This is a genomic window from Pseudarthrobacter quantipunctorum (assembly GCF_045291495.1).
Classification (GTDB): Bacteria; Actinomycetota; Actinomycetes; order Actinomycetales; family Micrococcaceae; genus Arthrobacter; species Arthrobacter quantipunctorum.
Genome location: NZ_CP148033.1, coordinates 1328652 through 1343024 on the forward strand (window position 1 = coordinate 1328652; position 14373 = coordinate 1343024).

The window sequence follows — 14373 nt, forward strand, 5'->3', positions numbered from 1 at the left end:
TGCACCCCACAGCCAGTCCATCGGCCCGAATATGCCAGCAGCGAAACGCCAACTGCACGCCAGTCCGGAGCGGGACGCCCCTTCAGGAAGCTCTCAGCAAACATCCGAGCTTGTTCCAGCCAGGGAGTCCATAGTTAATGCAGACGAGGATGAAAGGAAGTCCCATGACTGAGAACCAGACGCCGGGTCCCGCCCCGAGGAACACCGGCCAGGACCGGCAGGATCCCTGGGGGCAGCACGCCGAACACACGCAGGAGCCTGCTGCCGGAGAGCGGCCCGCAGGCGATCCCGGCGTGAGCGAGTCTGGCTCCCGCCAGTACCCCACTGAGCGGCTTGAACAGCAGGGCGGCAACCCTACCCAGGAACTTCCCGGAACCCAGCGTCCCGTCTACCCCCAGCGGCAGCCCTTTTACGGCGGGCAGCACACCGCTGGCCAGGACCCCTCCGCGGCCCAGGGGCCCGGCCAGTTCCAGGCGCCCCACCCCGGTTACGGCTACGCCAGCCAGGACCGCCAGTACGCGGGCCAGGACCACGGAGCAACCAACCTCGGCGCCGGCAGCGCCCACAGCGGCAACTCCTTCGCCCCGAATCCCAAGGATGCCCCGCGGCGCAAAGCGACGTTCGGCGTGGGTACCCTCGTAGCCAGCATTCTGGCGGCCGGGCTGGTGGGAGGGGGAGTGGCCACTGTTGGTTCCGCGGAACTGTCCGGCAACGCCGGTTCCGGTGCTGCCGTGAGCAGCAACAGCCAGCCCGGCACAGTCATCGTCAACAACAAGGACAACGTCAACGCCATTACGGCAGCTGCCCTGAAGGCGTCGCCCAGCGTGGTGACCATCAGTGCCTCAAGCGGCGGCGCCGGCGGCACGGGCTCAGGGATCATCCTGGACGACGAGGGCCATGTCCTCACCAACACCCATGTTGTCACCCTGGACGGCCAGACGGCCGACGCTGCCCTTGAAGTCCGGACCAGTGACGGCAAGGTGCTCACCGCCAAACTCGTGGGCACGGACCCACTATCTGATCTCGCGGTGATCAAGGTGGATAACGCCTCAGGCCTCACCCCCGCCACCCTGGGGGACTCCGGAAAGCTCAACGTGGGGGACACCGCCATCGCCATCGGCTCGCCGCTGGGCCTCACCGGCACGGTGACCGACGGCATCGTTTCAACGCTGAACAGGACCATCAGTGTCGCCTCCGCGGCCGCGCCCGAAGAAGGGGACAACGCCGAGGGCGATGACGAAGGCGGATTCCAGTTCGCGCCTCCGGGCGGGGGCCAGAGCCAGCAGACGGCGGACCAGGGCGAGATCTCCATCAATGTCATCCAGACTGACGCCGCCATCAACCCGGGAAATTCCGGCGGTGCCCTGGTTAACAGCAGCGGCGAGGTTATCGGCGTCAACGTGGCCATCGCATCCGCGGGATCCAGCGCGTCCTCAACCAGCGGAAACATCGGAGTCGGCTTCAGCATCCCCATCAACCATGCCAAGCGGGTGGCGCAGGAAATAATTGACACCGGCAAGGCCTCGCACGGCCAGCTGGGTGTGAGCGTGAAGAAGAAAACTGCCTCCAGCGCCGCATCAGGGTTCTCGGTCGGCGCGGACGTTGCCACCGTGGAGGCCGATTCCGCAGCCGGCAAGGCAGGGATCAAGGTGGGCGACGTAATCACCAAATTCAACGATCTCGCCATTGGTGAACCTGAACAGCTGACCGCGGCGGTCCGGGAACAGCCCGCCGGGTCCAGCGTCAAGATCACCGTCCTTCGGAACGGCAAGGAACAGACGTTCGACGTCACCCTGGGTGCCGCAGCCAGCTAGCACAGGCAAGGACAGACGGCGGCGCCCCCCACGTGGCGGGCGCCGCCGTCGTTGTGCATCCGCCGTGAACGGCAGCCGGGGGAGCGCTGACACAGGCGTTAACGGAAGAGGGCGCCGGAGTGCGCCTATATGGTTAGCTAGGAGCTACCCGCATGCCGGGCATTCCGCGGCCATGACCTCACCCGGCTGGCTGTCCACAAGCATGGAAGGCTGCTGTAAACACAGTGGAAGATACATTGAAGATCATCGTCCTGGTCAAGCATGTACCGGACGCCCAGTTTGACCGCCACCTCACCGGTGAGGGCTACACGACTGACCGCGACGAGAGCATCCTGTCCGAGCTTGACGAATACGCCCTGGAGGCAGCGCTGCAGCTGGCCGAAGCCCGCGGCGGAGCCAAGGCAGGAAACCAGGTCATCGCCCTGAGCATGGGCCCCTCGGGTGCAGTGAACGCCATCAAGAAGGCACTGCAGATCGGTGCAACCGAAGGTGTGCACCTCACTGATGGTGCCCTTGCAGGTTCGGACGCCGCGGCCACGTCGCTGGCGCTGGCTGCGGCCATCAGGCACCTGGGCGCTGGCGCGCCCGTGGACCTGGTCCTCACCGGCATGGCCTCAACCGACGGGGAAACCTCGCTGGTTCCCGCGCAGCTCGCGGAGCGCCTGGGACTCCCGCAGGTCACCTTCGCGTCCTCGCTGGAGGTCGACGGCGGCCGCCTCACCGCGCGCCGCGACGCCGACACGTCCTCCGAGACAGTCGAAGCCCCCCTCCCCGCTCTCGTCTCGGTGACAGACCAGATCAACGAGCCGCGCTACCCCAACTTCAAGGGGATTATCGCTGCCAAGCGCAAGAGCATCACCACCCTCTCCCTGGCCGACATCGGGCTGGACCCGTCGCAGGTTGGACACACAGGTTCCTGGACCAGCGTGCTCAGCGCCGAGGAGCGTCCGCCCCGGACCGCCGGCACCATCATCACCGACGAAGGCGACGCCGGCATCAAGCTCGTTGACTTCCTGGCCGCCCAGAAGCTGCTCTAAGAGGGACCACAGACATGGCAAAAGTACTTGTATTCATTGACAACCCCGGCACGTCGCTGAAGAAGAGCAGCCTTGAGCTGCTCACGCTGGGACGGTCGCTCGGGGAAACCGCGGTTGCCCTCAACGGAAAGCTGCACGACGACGTCGCGGCCAGCTTTGCGGAGTACGGCGTCAGCACGGTGCTGCTCCCCTCTGCCGATGACCTCGATGATTTCCTTGTGGCACCCAAGGCGGCCTACGTGGCCGCTTCCGCTGAACAGGCCGGGGCCTCGATAGTCCTGCTGGACAACTCGCCGGAAGGCAAGGAGATCGCAGCCAGGGCGGGAATCCGCCTCAGCGCTGGAGTCATCACCGACGTCGTTGCCGTGGATGCGGACGGCACCGCGCACAAGTCAGTCCTGGCCGGTTCCTACAACACCGCCTGCAAGGCTGGCACGGCGGTCAGCGTGCTGACCGTCAAGGCGAACAATGTGGTTCCCGAACCCGCTGCGGGCCCGTCTGCGCTGGAGACCGTCACCGTCGAGGTGCCCGCCGTCAGCGCCGCGGCCCGGATAACGGCCCGGGAGCAGAAGGTTGCCAGCGGCCGGCCCGACCTTACCGATGCCCGCATCGTCGTAGCCGGCGGACGCGGCCTGGACGGCGACTTCGGGCCGGTGGAGGAATTGGCCGACGCGCTCGGAGCCGCAGTTGGCGCCTCCCGTGCGGCCACCGACGCCGGCTGGATCAGCCATGACGCGCAGGTGGGGCAGACCGGAAAAACCGTGTCCCCGCAGCTTTACATTTCGGCGGGTATTTCAGGAGCCATCCAGCAGAAAGCCGGCATGCAGACGGCAAAGGTCATTGTTGCCGTGAACAAGGATGCCGAATCTCCGGTGTTCGAGATCGCGGACTTCGGCATCGTGGGTGACCTCTTCGACGTCCTCCCGCAGGCCACCGCGGAGATCAAGAAGCGAAAAGGCTGACTCTTTGAATGCCTTTCCCCAGCAGGCACAGAGCCCGTTCAACCCGGACGTACACCGGGTTGGGCGGGTGCTCTGTTTTGCGGCGCACCCGGATGACATTGATTTCGGGGCTGCCGGCACCATCGCTGCCTGGACGGCCGCCGGCGTTCAGGTCAGCTACTGCATCATGACCGACGGCGACGCCGGCGGCTTCGATCCGGCGCACCGGCCCGGCATCATCGCCCTCCGCGACGCTGAGCAGCGCCGCGCCGCGGAGCTGGTCGGGGTCACCGATATCCACTACCTCCACCAGCGGGACGGGTTCCTTGAACCCTCGCACGAGGTGATGAAGGGCGTGGTGAAGCTGATCCGGGAAATCCGTCCCGACGTCGTGCTTTCCATGCACCCGGAACGGAACTGGAAGCGCATCCAGAAAAGCCACCCGGACCATCTCGCGGTGGGGGAGGCCGTAACCCGCGCCGTGTACCCGGCCGTGGAAAACCCCTTCGCCTACCCGGAACTGGCAGAGGCAGGGCTGGAGGCCTACAAGCTCCCGTGGCTGTGGCTCTATGCCGGGCCCGAGGAGCGGGAGAACCACTTTGTGGATGTCACCGACCACGTGGAGTCCAAGCTGGGGGCGATCCATGTCCACGTCAGCCAGCACCCTGATGTGGAAGCCATGGAGGCAACAGTCCGGCAGGGCATGAGGGTGAACGCTGCCAGGGCGGGGCTTGCGGACGGGCGCAGTGCTGAGGCCTTCCACGTGGTGGCGGTCAACGGGCCCGGAACCATCGCCGGCTTCTGACAAGTACAGGCAAAAGCGCCCCGCTCCTTCCCTTGACGGAATGGAACGGGGCGCTTTTGGCGTCCTGGCTGGTGCCTCAGGCCCCCAGCGGGGCGGCGGCAACCGTGGGCAGGGTTGGGGACTGGGATCCGCCCGCCGGCTCCACCGTTATGCCGAGCGCTGCTGCGGAGGAAATCCCCTCCACCACTGCGGGCTTGGACAGAGCTTCCTCATCCATCAGGCCTTGGGACACCGGCGCCGAGCCGTCCTTGGGGATCAGCCACATCTGGTAAACCTTTCCCTCCGGCGGGGCGGGAACGCCGTTCATTTTGACGACGGCGGCATCCTCCGACGAGGAAATCAGGAGGGTCGCGGTACCGCCGCCCGCTACGTCCACCGAGGCTTCGCGCAGGTCTCCGGCACGCACCACCTGGTTCATTGGGTCATTCTGGTCAGCCAGGTAGGACCCCACGCCTACACCGCCCAAGGCTATGGCGGCGGCAGCCGCGACGCCGGCGAGCCAACGGCGTGTGCCTCCAGGACGGCGCCGTTCTTCGCGCCGCTGCCGGGCCCTGGCAAGTTCGTCGCCGCCGGCAAAAGGCGCTTGCCCTGCTGCCGGCTGTCCCGGTGCGGACTGACCTGCTGCACTTTGTCCTGGGGCAGGAGGAGCCGGGTTGCCGGCGTCCGGGCAGCTGCCCTGGACGGGCAGCTGGGCAACGATACGGTCGAAAAGATCAGCAGGCGGCTGATCCTCGACGCGGAAGGTCCGTGCCAGGGTTTCCCTCGCCTGGCGCACCCGGTCGAAGAATTCGGTCCGTTCCGCCGCCGGGGCGGCAGACATGTACTGTTCGATTGCCTGGCGTTCCCCATCGGTCACAGCATCCAGTGCATAGAGCTCGGCCAGGTCCACAGCGCGGCCCGAAGCCAGGTCCATGGCAACGGTGTCGCCAAAGGAACCGGAACGGCCATTGCGGCCATTGTTGGTTTCAGTCATCTCAACTCACCCCCAGACAGGTCTTCAGTCGGATCAATCCATCGCGGATGCGGGATTTTATGGTTGGAACTGCGGCGTTCAGGCGTTCGGCAACTTCCCGGTAGGTGAGGCCGCCGTAGTACGCCAGGCGCACGGACTCCTGCTGTGTTTCGGTCAGTGTCTCCAAACACCGCACCACAGCCTCCGCCTCCAGCCTGCTTCCCACCTGGTCCGCCACGGAGTCGTGGTCGATGTCCTGGGTGCTGGCGCCGTACTTGGCCTCGCGATCCGTGGAGGACTGCGAGGACCGGACCCTGTCCACGGCCCGGCGATGCGAGATCGTCATCAGCCAGGAAAGCGGGCTCCCGGCTTTGGGATCGAACTTGGAGGCGTTCTGCCATACCTGGAGGAAGACCTCCTGCGTAGTGTCCTCGCTGAGTTCGGGATCGATCAAAACCCTGCGGGCCATGCCAAAGACGCGGCGGGACGTGAGCTGGTAGAACTCGGCGAAGGCCGCCTGGTCACCCCGGCCTATGCCTTCCAGCAGGACTGAAAGCCGGTGGCTGAGGTCGGCCGGGGGGTCTGTCACCGCGGCGTGGGCCTCGGAATGTGGCGCGTTGGGGGTTTCCATCACTACCAAGCATAAGTCTCCCGGCCGTGAATCCTCAGCAGTAGCGCCGTGGCTGCTGCGTGAGGTCCTGGATCTTGACTCCAGCAATGTCACCTGCAGCTCCTCGAACGCCTGGAAATGTTGTCAGGAGTGATTCGGAGCAGCCGCCAGGATGGATGGGCCGGATGCGCAAAGAAGTTGCCGGCCCCTGCGGTGTCAGATTTTGGCGCCGGCAAAGCCCTGCTGGCGCCAGGCCTCGTAGACGGCGATGGAGGCGGCGTTGGCAAGGTTCAGGGAGCGCAGGGCCGGAAGCATGGGCAGCCGCACCGTGGCGGTCACATGCGGATCCGACTTCAGTTCCGGCGGCAGTCCCACGGACTCCCGGCCAAACATGAGGACGTCGCCCGGCTGGTAGGAGATATCGGTATAGCTGGCGGCACCGTCGGAGGTGAAGGCGTAGACCCGCTCCGGTCGCAGGTGCTGCCACGCCTCCTCGATGCCGGCGTGCACTGTAACGACGGCGAGGTCGTGGTAATCCAGCCCGGCACGGCGGAGCTTTGCATCCGAGAAGTCGAACCCCAGCGGTTCCACGAGGTGCAGTTCGGCACCCGTGATGGCCGCGAGCCTGATGGCATTGCCGGTATTGCCGGGGATTTCGGGGGCGTGGAAAAGGATGCGGAACACCGTTCCATCCTAGCCACCGTTGTCAGTGCATGCCGCGCAGCAGCCTGGCCAGCACCGGAACATTGACCGTATTGGGCGCGGGCCCGGCAGCAAGGAATTCCTTCAGCCCACGCACCATCCCCGCCGCGTTGACAACCTGGACCGCCTCGAGGGCGCCGGCTGAACGGCGGTGGTTGTCTATGACGGGCTCGTGGAGGTTGCCGCCAGGGTTGAGCACCACGGTCCAGCCCGTGACGTTCAGCTCCGGGAAGATGTCCTGCATGGCCCGGACAACGTGCGTGAGCTGCGGCGGGGCGATGGCGCGGCCTCCGTGGTTCAACGTGCGCCCGTCCCAGGCATAGGCGCCCTTAGGCAGGAGCATGGAGCCGATCAGTGCGAGCCGGTACCCGGACAGGACTGCGTGGTCGATGTGGCTGTTGTCGGCTGGGGACTGGAGGCCGTTGACCAGGCGTGCGGCAGGGATGGCCGGCAGGACCTGGCGGGTCAGGAGCTGGACGGTGCGCATCTCCCGCTGGATGCGGGCCTCGGCCCCGAAAATACCGCGTTTGCGGGGCATGCCGTGCACCTGCTGGCTGGCGACCGAAAGGGGAACCAGCGGGACCCCGCCGGCGGGGGAGTCATCATACGGCGGGACGTACACAGGTGGGTCTCCCGCGGTGTTCCGGGCGTTGCCTTGCCTGTGCACGGTGGCCGACGCGCGGCTGCCGGCCGGAGGCGCGTCGAAATGCGCTTCCCCGTCCGAGTCCTCGTTGCGGAGCGTGCCGGCTGCGTAGGAGCGGTCGTAGGCTTTCCTGCGGGTGGGGTCGATGAGGGTCTCGTAGGCACGGGTCACCTGCCGGAACGCGGCGGCGTCTCCGCCGTGATCGGGATGCGCGGTCCTTGCAGCCCTGCGGTAGGCCACCTTGATCTCCTTCTCCGTGGCAGTTACCGCCACGCGAAGTACCTGGTAATAGGAGCTGCTGCTCTCGGTCAAGCCCTCATCCTTCTGTTGGTATGGCCAGTCTTCGCAGGTAGCCCGGTCCGCACAGTTTAACGGCCTGTCTTGAACAACGACGCTCCAGCCCCGCAAGGTTCCCCCGAGGGCCACGGACCTGGTGCGGCCCCCGGGCAGGTGCATTTAGACTCGTGGATGCGCGGCTGTCCTGGCCGCGGCGGAACGTATTGGGGCAGGGATGGATATGCCGACGACGGCGGGATTGGCCGGCGGGGCCAGGCGACGGGTGGTGCCGGTGCTGGCAGCCGCCCTTGGAGCTGTGCTGGCCGGCGGCTGCAGCGTGGACGTGCGGGACCCTGCGGCTCCGCAACCTGCCGCCAGTACGCCGGTGATGGCAACGCCCACCATTACCCCTGGCCATGACGCTGCTGCGGTGGCCGCGCAGGATCTTCCCTTTGCCGCCGGCGGCAGCCTGGCCCCCGGCAAGCCCATAGGCATCGCGGACGGGCTGAAGGAGGCGCCGGGATGGAAGGCCGCCGGCGGCAACGTGGCCGGCGAAGCCCGGTACGTGAAGGGGGACGGTTGCCTTGTGGCGGCCAAGGTGCGCACCAACCAGGCCGCCCTGGTCCGGGGTGATGACAAGGAATCCACCGTTGCACTTTTTGAGTATCTGGACCCGTCCATCCTGCCCGGCTACCTGAAGGCCGAGACCCTGCGGTGGGGCGAGGACCCGGAAGGGCCCGGCAGGACTGTTGAGGTCCTGGCCCTGGAGCAGGCAGCCCAGCCGGCAGGAAGGGCAACTGCAGTGCTGGCCCGGGTGTTCGGCACAGCCGGTTCGTCCGTCTATATCTCCCTTTCGTGCCCCGACGCTGCCGCGCTCGCAGGGGCGAGGGCCGACGTCGCCCGTTTCCTGCCTCTGATCCCGCCATCCGCCTAGCAGCAGGACGGCATCAGCCCGGGAGGGCGGGCCGGTAGAATTGTGGCGTGCCCGTTTACCTCGATCATGCAGCAACCACCCCCCTTGCACCTGAGGCGCTGGCCGCGCTGACCCGTGAACTGGCCCGCACCGGCAACCCGTCATCGCTGCACGGTTCCGGCCGGCGGGCCCGCCGTGCCGTGGAGGATGCCCGGGAGGCTGTTGCTGCCGCCGCCGGGGCCCATCCATCGGAAGTCATTTTCACCTCGGGTGGTACGGAGTCGGACAACCTGGCCGTAAAGGGGCTGTACTGGTCCCGTGTGGCCGGCATGCCCGCACGGCGCCGCATCCTCTGCTCCGCCGTCGAACACCACGCGGTCCTGGACACGGTGGAATGGCTGGAACGGCACGAAGGCGCGGAGGTCGTGTGGCTGCCGGTGGACAGCGACGGAGTGGTGGACCTCGCTGTCCTTGAAGCGGAACTGTCCCGTGAGCCGGACACCATTGCCTTGGTCACAGTCATGTGGGCCAACAACGAGGTGGGCACTGTCCAGCCGATCACCAGGATCGTGGAGCTGGCGCACGCCGCTGGCGTCCCCGTGCACTCGGACGCGGTCCAGGCGTTCGGCTCGCTCCCCGTGGATTTCAAAGCCTCAGGCCTGGACGCCATGTCCATCTCCGGCCACAAGATTGGCGGACCGGTGGGGGTGGGCGCACTCCTGCTGGGGCGGGCAGTGAAACTGACCCCCGTCCAGCACGGCGGAGGCCAGGAACGAGACGTCCGCTCGGGCACCCTGGACACCGCATCCATCGCAGCCTTCGCAGCTGCCGCGGGGAAGGCTGCAGCCACCCTGGGCGCCGAGTCCGAACGCATCGCGGGCCTGCGCGACAAGCTGGTTGACGGTGTCCTGGAACGGATTCCGGAAGCAGTCCTGCGTGGTGCTGCCGGGAACGGCCGGCTCCCCGGCAATGCGCACTTCACCTTCCCCGGGTGCGAGGGGGATTCCCTGCTGTTCCTCCTGGACTTGGCAGGCGTGGAGTCGTCCACCGGTTCGGCCTGCACAGCGGGTGTGCCCCGGCCTTCCCACGTCCTGCTGGCCATGGGCCTGGACGAGGAGACCGCCCGCGGCGCGCAGCGCTTCACCCTGGGCCATGCCTCCGTGGAGGGCGACGTCGACGCCCTCCTGGCCGCACTGCCTGATGCCTACGCACGGGCCCGCCAGGCGGGGATGGCCGGGCATGAGTCCAGCATCCAGACGGCAGGAACCCTGGCCCGCCGGGCCTCCAGCGGCGGCTGAAGGAGCCCCGCCTTAAAGAACGTGGGGCAGTGGCCGTAGAATAGATAGGCAAGGATCGTTTTCGGGAGCCTGCCTTCCTGTTACCCAGCGCGTCCGCCAGCACCGGCCAGAGCCGGACCTTCCCCAACAGAAAGCCACCATGCGAGTTCTAGCAGCCATGAGCGGCGGAGTCGACTCCGCCGTTGCCGCCGCCCGCGCCGTCGAGGCGGGGCATGACGTCGTCGGCGTCCATCTGGCGCTCTCACGCATGCCCGGCACGCTGCGCACCGGAAGCCGCGGCTGTTGCACCATCGAGGACTCCCGCGATGCCTGGCGCGCGTGCGACGTCCTGGGCATCCCGTACTACGTCTGGGATTTCTCCGAGCGGTTCAAGGAAGACGTCGTCCAGGACTTCATCGATGAATATGCGGCCGGACGCACGCCCAACCCCTGCATGCGCTGCAACGAGCGGATCAAGTTCGCCGCACTCCTGGAAAAGGCCATCGCCCTGGGGTTTGACGCTGTGTGCACCGGACACTACGCCAAGGTCATCGAGGATGCCGACGGTAACCGCGAGCTCCACCGTGCCGCGGACTGGGCCAAGGACCAGAGCTACGTCCTGGGCGTCCTGACGCATGAGCAGCTCAAGCACTCCATGTTCCCGCTGGCCGACACGCCCTCCAAGGCTGAAGTGCGTGCGGAAGCCGAGCGCCGCGGCCTCTCGGTGGCCAACAAGCCGGACAGCCACGATATCTGCTTCATCCCTGACGGTGACACCGCGGGATGGCTCGCCGAAAAAATCGACATGTCCACCGGGGACATCGTGGACGAAACCGGCACGAAGGTCGGGGAGCACCCGGGCGCCAACGCCTTCACCGTGGGCCAGCGCCGCGGTTTGAAGCTGGGCACACCCGCAGCCGACGGCAAGCCCCGGTTCGTCCTTGAGATCCGGCCCAAGGAAAACAAAGTGGTGGTGGGCCCCGAGGCGTTGCTGGCGATCGACGAGATCCGTGGCATCAAGGTCTCCTGGGCAGGACTGCCAATCACCGAGATAGGGACTGGCGAGGAATTTGACTGCCACGCCCAGGTCCGGGCCCACGGCGACCCCGTGCCTGCGAGCGCCCGCATGGAAACGGCCGGCGACGACCCGGGTGCCCCCGGACAATTGGTAGTCCGGCTCGCTACCCCGCTGCGGGGAGTGGCTCCCGGCCAGACGATCGTCCTTTACCAGGGCAGCCGGGTGCTGGGCCAGGCGACGATTGACGCTGCCCGGTCCCTTCAGCGCGCCGAGCTCTAATCCATCATTACAACAACACCGCCCCGGTTCCGCCGGGGTGGTGTTGTTGGTTATGCCTCGGGTTACCGGTGGCTGTGGAGCAATCAGGTAAATTTTGTGTCTCAACTCACAAAATGGGCCGGTCTGAGTGTTGACTCTCTGATTGAATCTAGGCATCAGCACCGCGCGCTTCCCGCCTGAGCAAATGCACCCATCAGCGGTCGGCGGGCGCGCACTCATCGAACAGAAAGTTCACAGATGACGAAGAGCAATAAAGCACTGCACGGCGCAATCGCGCTGGCAGGCATTTCCGCCCTCGCACTGACGGCCTGCACGGGCCCCTCAGGCGGAGGCGGCGGGACCTCGACCGGCGATGCAGGGGGTGGTGCCATCACGTACGGCACCACGGACAAAGTGGTCACCCTTGATCCGGCCGGGTCCTATGACGGCGGATCCTTCATGGTCATGAACCAGATTTATCCCTTCCTGCTCAACTACAAGCCCGGCACTGCCGATGCCGCCCCGGACATCGCCGAGTCCGCCTCCTTTACCAGCCCCACCGAATACACGGTGAAGCTCAAGCCCGGCCTGAAATTCGCCAATGGCAACACGCTGGATTCCTCCGACGTGGTGTTCTCCTTCAACCGGGTCAAATCGATCGATGACCCCAATGGGCCGGCGTCACTGCTCTCCAACATGGAGAAGATCGAGGCGACGGACGCCAACACCGTGGTGTTCACCCTTGCCGCCGGCAACGACCAGGTGTTCCCGGGCGTCCTCGCTTCCAACCCGGGCCCGATCGTGGACGAGGAAGTCTTCCCGGCAGACAAGATCATGGACGACGACGCCATCGTCGCGGCCAAGCCCTTCGCCGGCCAGTACACGATCGAAAGCTACAAGAAGAACGAACTGGTCAGCTTCAAGCCCAATCCGGATTACCAGGGGATGCTGGGCGCAGCGGCCAACGACGGTGCCACCCTCAAGCACTACGCCGACCCGAACAACCTGAAGCTCGACGTCCAGCAGGGCAACATCGACGTCGCCGGGCGGATCCTTACCGCCACCGACGTCGCAGACCTCGAGAACGACGACAAGGTGAAGGTCCACAAGGGCCCTGGCGGGGAACTGCGTTACATGGTCTTCAACTTCGACACCATGCCGTTCGGCGCGAAGACCCCGGAAGCCGATCCTGCCAAAGCCCTCGCTGTACGCCAGGCCATCGCCCACCTTGTTGACCGCGACGTGATTGCCTCGCAGGTCTTCAAGGACACCTACACCCCGGTCTACTCCTACGTGCCCAAGGAATTCGAAGGCGCAACGGAGCCGCTGAAGAGCCTTTACGGCGACGGCAGCGGCAAGCCGAGCCTGGACAAGGCAAAGCAGGTCCTGGCCGACGCCGGCATCACCTCGGTGGTCGACGTGAAGCTGCAGTACACGGACCGCTACGGCACCTCGGCAGCCGACGAGTACGCGCTGGTGAAGGAACAGCTCGAAAAGTCAGGGCTGTTCACCGTGGACCTCAAGTCGACCGAATGGACCACCTACACCAAGGAACGCCGGGCCGACGCTTACCCCGTGTACCAGCTGGGCTGGTTCCCGGACTATTCGGATGCGGACAACTACCTGACGCCGTTCTTCATCCCGGGCAACTTCCTCGGCAACCATTACGAGAACCCGGCCGTGACGGACATTGTCAAGAAGCAGCTGGTCACCGCGGACAAGGCGGAGCGGAGCGAACTCCTGGGCCAGGCCCAGGAAGCCATCGCCAAGGACCTTTCCACGCTGCCGCTGCTGCAGGGTGCCCAGGTCATGGTGGCCGGAACGGATGTCCAGGGAGTCGAAAAGACCCTCGATGCCTCGTTCAAGACCCGTCTTGGCGTGATGTCCAAGTAGGTCCACCGAACCATCCGGCTCTGACCGCACACGGGGCGGGACGCGGTGCACCTGATGCCAGGCGCACGTGTCCCGCCCCGCGTGCTGGTCGGGAAGCGGTGCAGGCCCAACGCGGGCACCGCAAAGACAACCTGAGGTACCCATGACGACATTGATCGACGCGCCACCAACTGACGCGGACGGCCTGCTCCCGGCCGCCAAAAAATCATCCGGCGGCGGACTGGGACAGTACATCCTGGTCCGTTTCCTGCTGATCTTCCCCACCATCTTCATACTGGTCACCATGGTCTTCTTCCTGATGAGGATCACCGGTGACCCCATCACCGCAGCCATGGGCGGGCGCCTGCCGGCGGACCAGCTCCAGGAGCGGATCCAGGCCGCCGGCTACGACCGGCCCATCCTGGTCCAATATTTCGAGTACCTCGGCCAGCTGGCCACCGGCAACTTCGGACGGACGCTGACGGACAACCGCGCCGTCGTCGAAATGCTGACAACCTACGGTTCGGCCACCCTTGAGCTGAGCATCAACGCGCTGCTCGTCGCCCTCCTGGTCGGCATTCCCCTGGGCATGGTGGCGGCCCACCGCCGGGACAAGGCGCCGGACGCCGTCCTGCGCGTCTTCGCCATTCTTTGCTACGCAACCCCCGTGTTCTTCGCCGGCATGCTCCTGAAGCTGACCTTCTCCGTCTGGCTCGGCTGGCTGCCGGTCGCAGGGCGGGCAAAGACGTCCAGCGAACTTGCCCTGACGTCCCTGGAAGCGCCCACCGGAATCTACTGGCTCGACGCGCTTCGAAGCGGCAACATGGCCGCCCTCGGAGACGTCATGGCCCACGCCGTGCTGCCCGCGGTGGCCTTGGGCCTGCTGACAGCCGGCATCTTCCTCCGCCTCGTCCGGACCAACGTCATCGGCACCCTGGGCAGGGACTACATCGAGGCCGGCCGGTCCAGGGGTGTCAGCGAATACCGCCTGGTCACCAAGCACGCCTACAAACCAGCCCTGATACCCATCATCACGGTGATGGGCCTGCAAATAGCAGTGATGCTCGGCGGGGCGGTGCTGACCGAGAAAACCTTCGAGTGGAAGGGCCTGGGATTCCAGCTCGCCAACTACCTCACGGCCCGTGACTTCGTGGCCGTCCAGGGCATCGTGGTGCTGCTGGCCATCATCGTGGCCATGACCAACTTCATCGTGGACATCATCGCCGCGCTGATCGATCCCCGCGTGAGGTACTGA

The 14373-nt window shown here is 66.1% G+C and carries 13 protein-coding genes; 9 read left to right on the plus strand and 4 right to left on the minus strand.

Annotation, left to right across the window (positions count from 1 at the left end):
- Nucleotides 1-164 precede the first annotated feature (164 nt).
- From WHH00_RS06115 to WHH00_RS06130, 4 genes are all read left to right on the plus strand, one after another.
- The gene (locus WHH00_RS06115) at nucleotides 165-1814 is read left to right on the plus strand and encodes a trypsin-like peptidase domain-containing protein (RefSeq protein WP_406637360.1); all 1650 of its coding nucleotides are present in this window, start codon (nucleotides 165-167) and stop codon (nucleotides 1812-1814) included.
- Between the two features lie 236 nt (nucleotides 1815-2050).
- The gene (locus WHH00_RS06120; RefSeq protein WP_406638511.1) at nucleotides 2051-2851 is read left to right on the plus strand and encodes an electron transfer flavoprotein subunit beta/FixA family protein; all 801 of its coding nucleotides are present in this window, start codon (nucleotides 2051-2053) and stop codon (nucleotides 2849-2851) included.
- Between the two features lie 14 nt (nucleotides 2852-2865).
- Nucleotides 2866-3813 carry an electron transfer flavoprotein subunit alpha/FixB family protein gene (locus WHH00_RS06125; protein WP_406637362.1) on the plus strand — a complete coding sequence of 316 codons (948 nt, stop codon included), beginning with the start codon at nucleotides 2866-2868 and terminating at the stop codon, nucleotides 3811-3813.
- Nucleotides 3814-3817: 4 nt separating this feature from the next.
- A complete protein-coding gene (locus WHH00_RS06130) occupies nucleotides 3818-4597 on the plus strand; it encodes a PIG-L deacetylase family protein (protein WP_406637364.1) in 780 nt (259 codons plus the stop codon).
- 76 nt (nucleotides 4598-4673) lie between these two features.
- On the opposite strand, the gene WHH00_RS06135 is transcribed toward WHH00_RS06130, so the two are convergent.
- The 4 genes from WHH00_RS06135 to WHH00_RS06150 all read right to left on the minus strand — a co-directional run bounded on the left by WHH00_RS06135 (nucleotide 4674) and on the right by WHH00_RS06150 (nucleotide 7816).
- Complete coding sequence (locus tag WHH00_RS06135) at nucleotides 4674-5570, minus strand: anti-sigma factor domain-containing protein (RefSeq protein ID WP_406637367.1); 897 nt, start codon at nucleotides 5568-5570, stop codon at nucleotides 4674-4676.
- Between the two features lies 1 nt (nucleotide 5571).
- Complete coding sequence (locus WHH00_RS06140; protein ID WP_400514053.1) at nucleotides 5572-6180, minus strand: sigma-70 family RNA polymerase sigma factor; 609 nt, start codon at nucleotides 6178-6180, stop codon at nucleotides 5572-5574.
- A 195-nt stretch (nucleotides 6181-6375) separates the two neighbouring features.
- The gene (locus WHH00_RS06145) at nucleotides 6376-6843 is read right to left on the minus strand and encodes a tRNA (cytidine(34)-2'-O)-methyltransferase (protein ID WP_406637369.1); all 468 of its coding nucleotides are present in this window, start codon (nucleotides 6841-6843) and stop codon (nucleotides 6376-6378) included.
- Nucleotides 6844-6865: 22 nt separating this feature from the next.
- The gene (locus WHH00_RS06150; RefSeq protein ID WP_406637371.1) at nucleotides 6866-7816 is read right to left on the minus strand and encodes a J domain-containing protein; all 951 of its coding nucleotides are present in this window, start codon (nucleotides 7814-7816) and stop codon (nucleotides 6866-6868) included.
- Between the two features lie 199 nt (nucleotides 7817-8015).
- Between WHH00_RS06150 and WHH00_RS06155 the strand changes: the two genes are divergently transcribed.
- From WHH00_RS06155 to WHH00_RS06175, 5 genes are all read left to right on the plus strand, one after another.
- On the plus strand, nucleotides 8016-8714 hold the full coding sequence (locus WHH00_RS06155; RefSeq protein ID WP_406637373.1) for a hypothetical protein: 699 nt from the start codon (nucleotides 8016-8018) through the stop codon (nucleotides 8712-8714).
- Nucleotides 8715-8761: 47 nt separating this feature from the next.
- Nucleotides 8762-9991 (plus strand): cysteine desulfurase family protein, encoded by a 1230-nt coding sequence (locus tag WHH00_RS06160; RefSeq protein ID WP_406637374.1) that lies wholly within the window; start codon nucleotides 8762-8764, stop codon nucleotides 9989-9991.
- A 139-nt stretch (nucleotides 9992-10130) separates the two neighbouring features.
- Nucleotides 10131-11267 carry a tRNA 2-thiouridine(34) synthase MnmA gene (mnmA, locus tag WHH00_RS06165; protein WP_406637376.1) on the plus strand — a complete coding sequence of 379 codons (1137 nt, stop codon included), beginning with the start codon at nucleotides 10131-10133 and terminating at the stop codon, nucleotides 11265-11267.
- A 237-nt stretch (nucleotides 11268-11504) separates the two neighbouring features.
- On the plus strand, nucleotides 11505-13139 hold the full coding sequence (locus WHH00_RS06170) for an ABC transporter substrate-binding protein (RefSeq protein ID WP_406637378.1): 1635 nt from the start codon (nucleotides 11505-11507) through the stop codon (nucleotides 13137-13139).
- Between the two features lie 142 nt (nucleotides 13140-13281).
- The gene (locus WHH00_RS06175) at nucleotides 13282-14373 is read left to right on the plus strand and encodes an ABC transporter permease (protein ID WP_190609954.1); all 1092 of its coding nucleotides are present in this window, start codon (nucleotides 13282-13284) and stop codon (nucleotides 14371-14373) included.

What these genes read in the sequence shown, in the direction of transcription:
- mnmA (WP_406637376.1), top strand. Translation starts at nt 10,131, where the DNA reads ATGCGAGTTCTAGCAGCCATGAGCGGCGGAGTCGACTCCGCCGTTGCC.
- WHH00_RS06125 (WP_406637362.1), top strand. Translation starts at nt 2,866, where the DNA reads ATGGCAAAAGTACTTGTATTCATTGACAACCCCGGCACGTCGCTGAAG.
- WHH00_RS06175 (WP_190609954.1), top strand. Translation starts at nt 13,282, where the DNA reads ATGACGACATTGATCGACGCGCCACCAACTGACGCGGACGGCCTGCTC.
- WHH00_RS06135 (WP_406637367.1), bottom strand. Translation starts at nt 5,570, where the DNA reads ATGACTGAAACCAACAATGGCCGCAATGGCCGTTCCGGTTCCTTTGGC.
- WHH00_RS06115 (WP_406637360.1), top strand. Translation starts at nt 165, where the DNA reads ATGACTGAGAACCAGACGCCGGGTCCCGCCCCGAGGAACACCGGCCAG.
- WHH00_RS06155 (WP_406637373.1), top strand. Translation starts at nt 8,016, where the DNA reads ATGGATATGCCGACGACGGCGGGATTGGCCGGCGGGGCCAGGCGACGG.
- WHH00_RS06140 (WP_400514053.1), bottom strand. Translation starts at nt 6,180, where the DNA reads ATGGAAACCCCCAACGCGCCACATTCCGAGGCCCACGCCGCGGTGACA.
- WHH00_RS06170 (WP_406637378.1), top strand. Translation starts at nt 11,505, where the DNA reads ATGACGAAGAGCAATAAAGCACTGCACGGCGCAATCGCGCTGGCAGGC.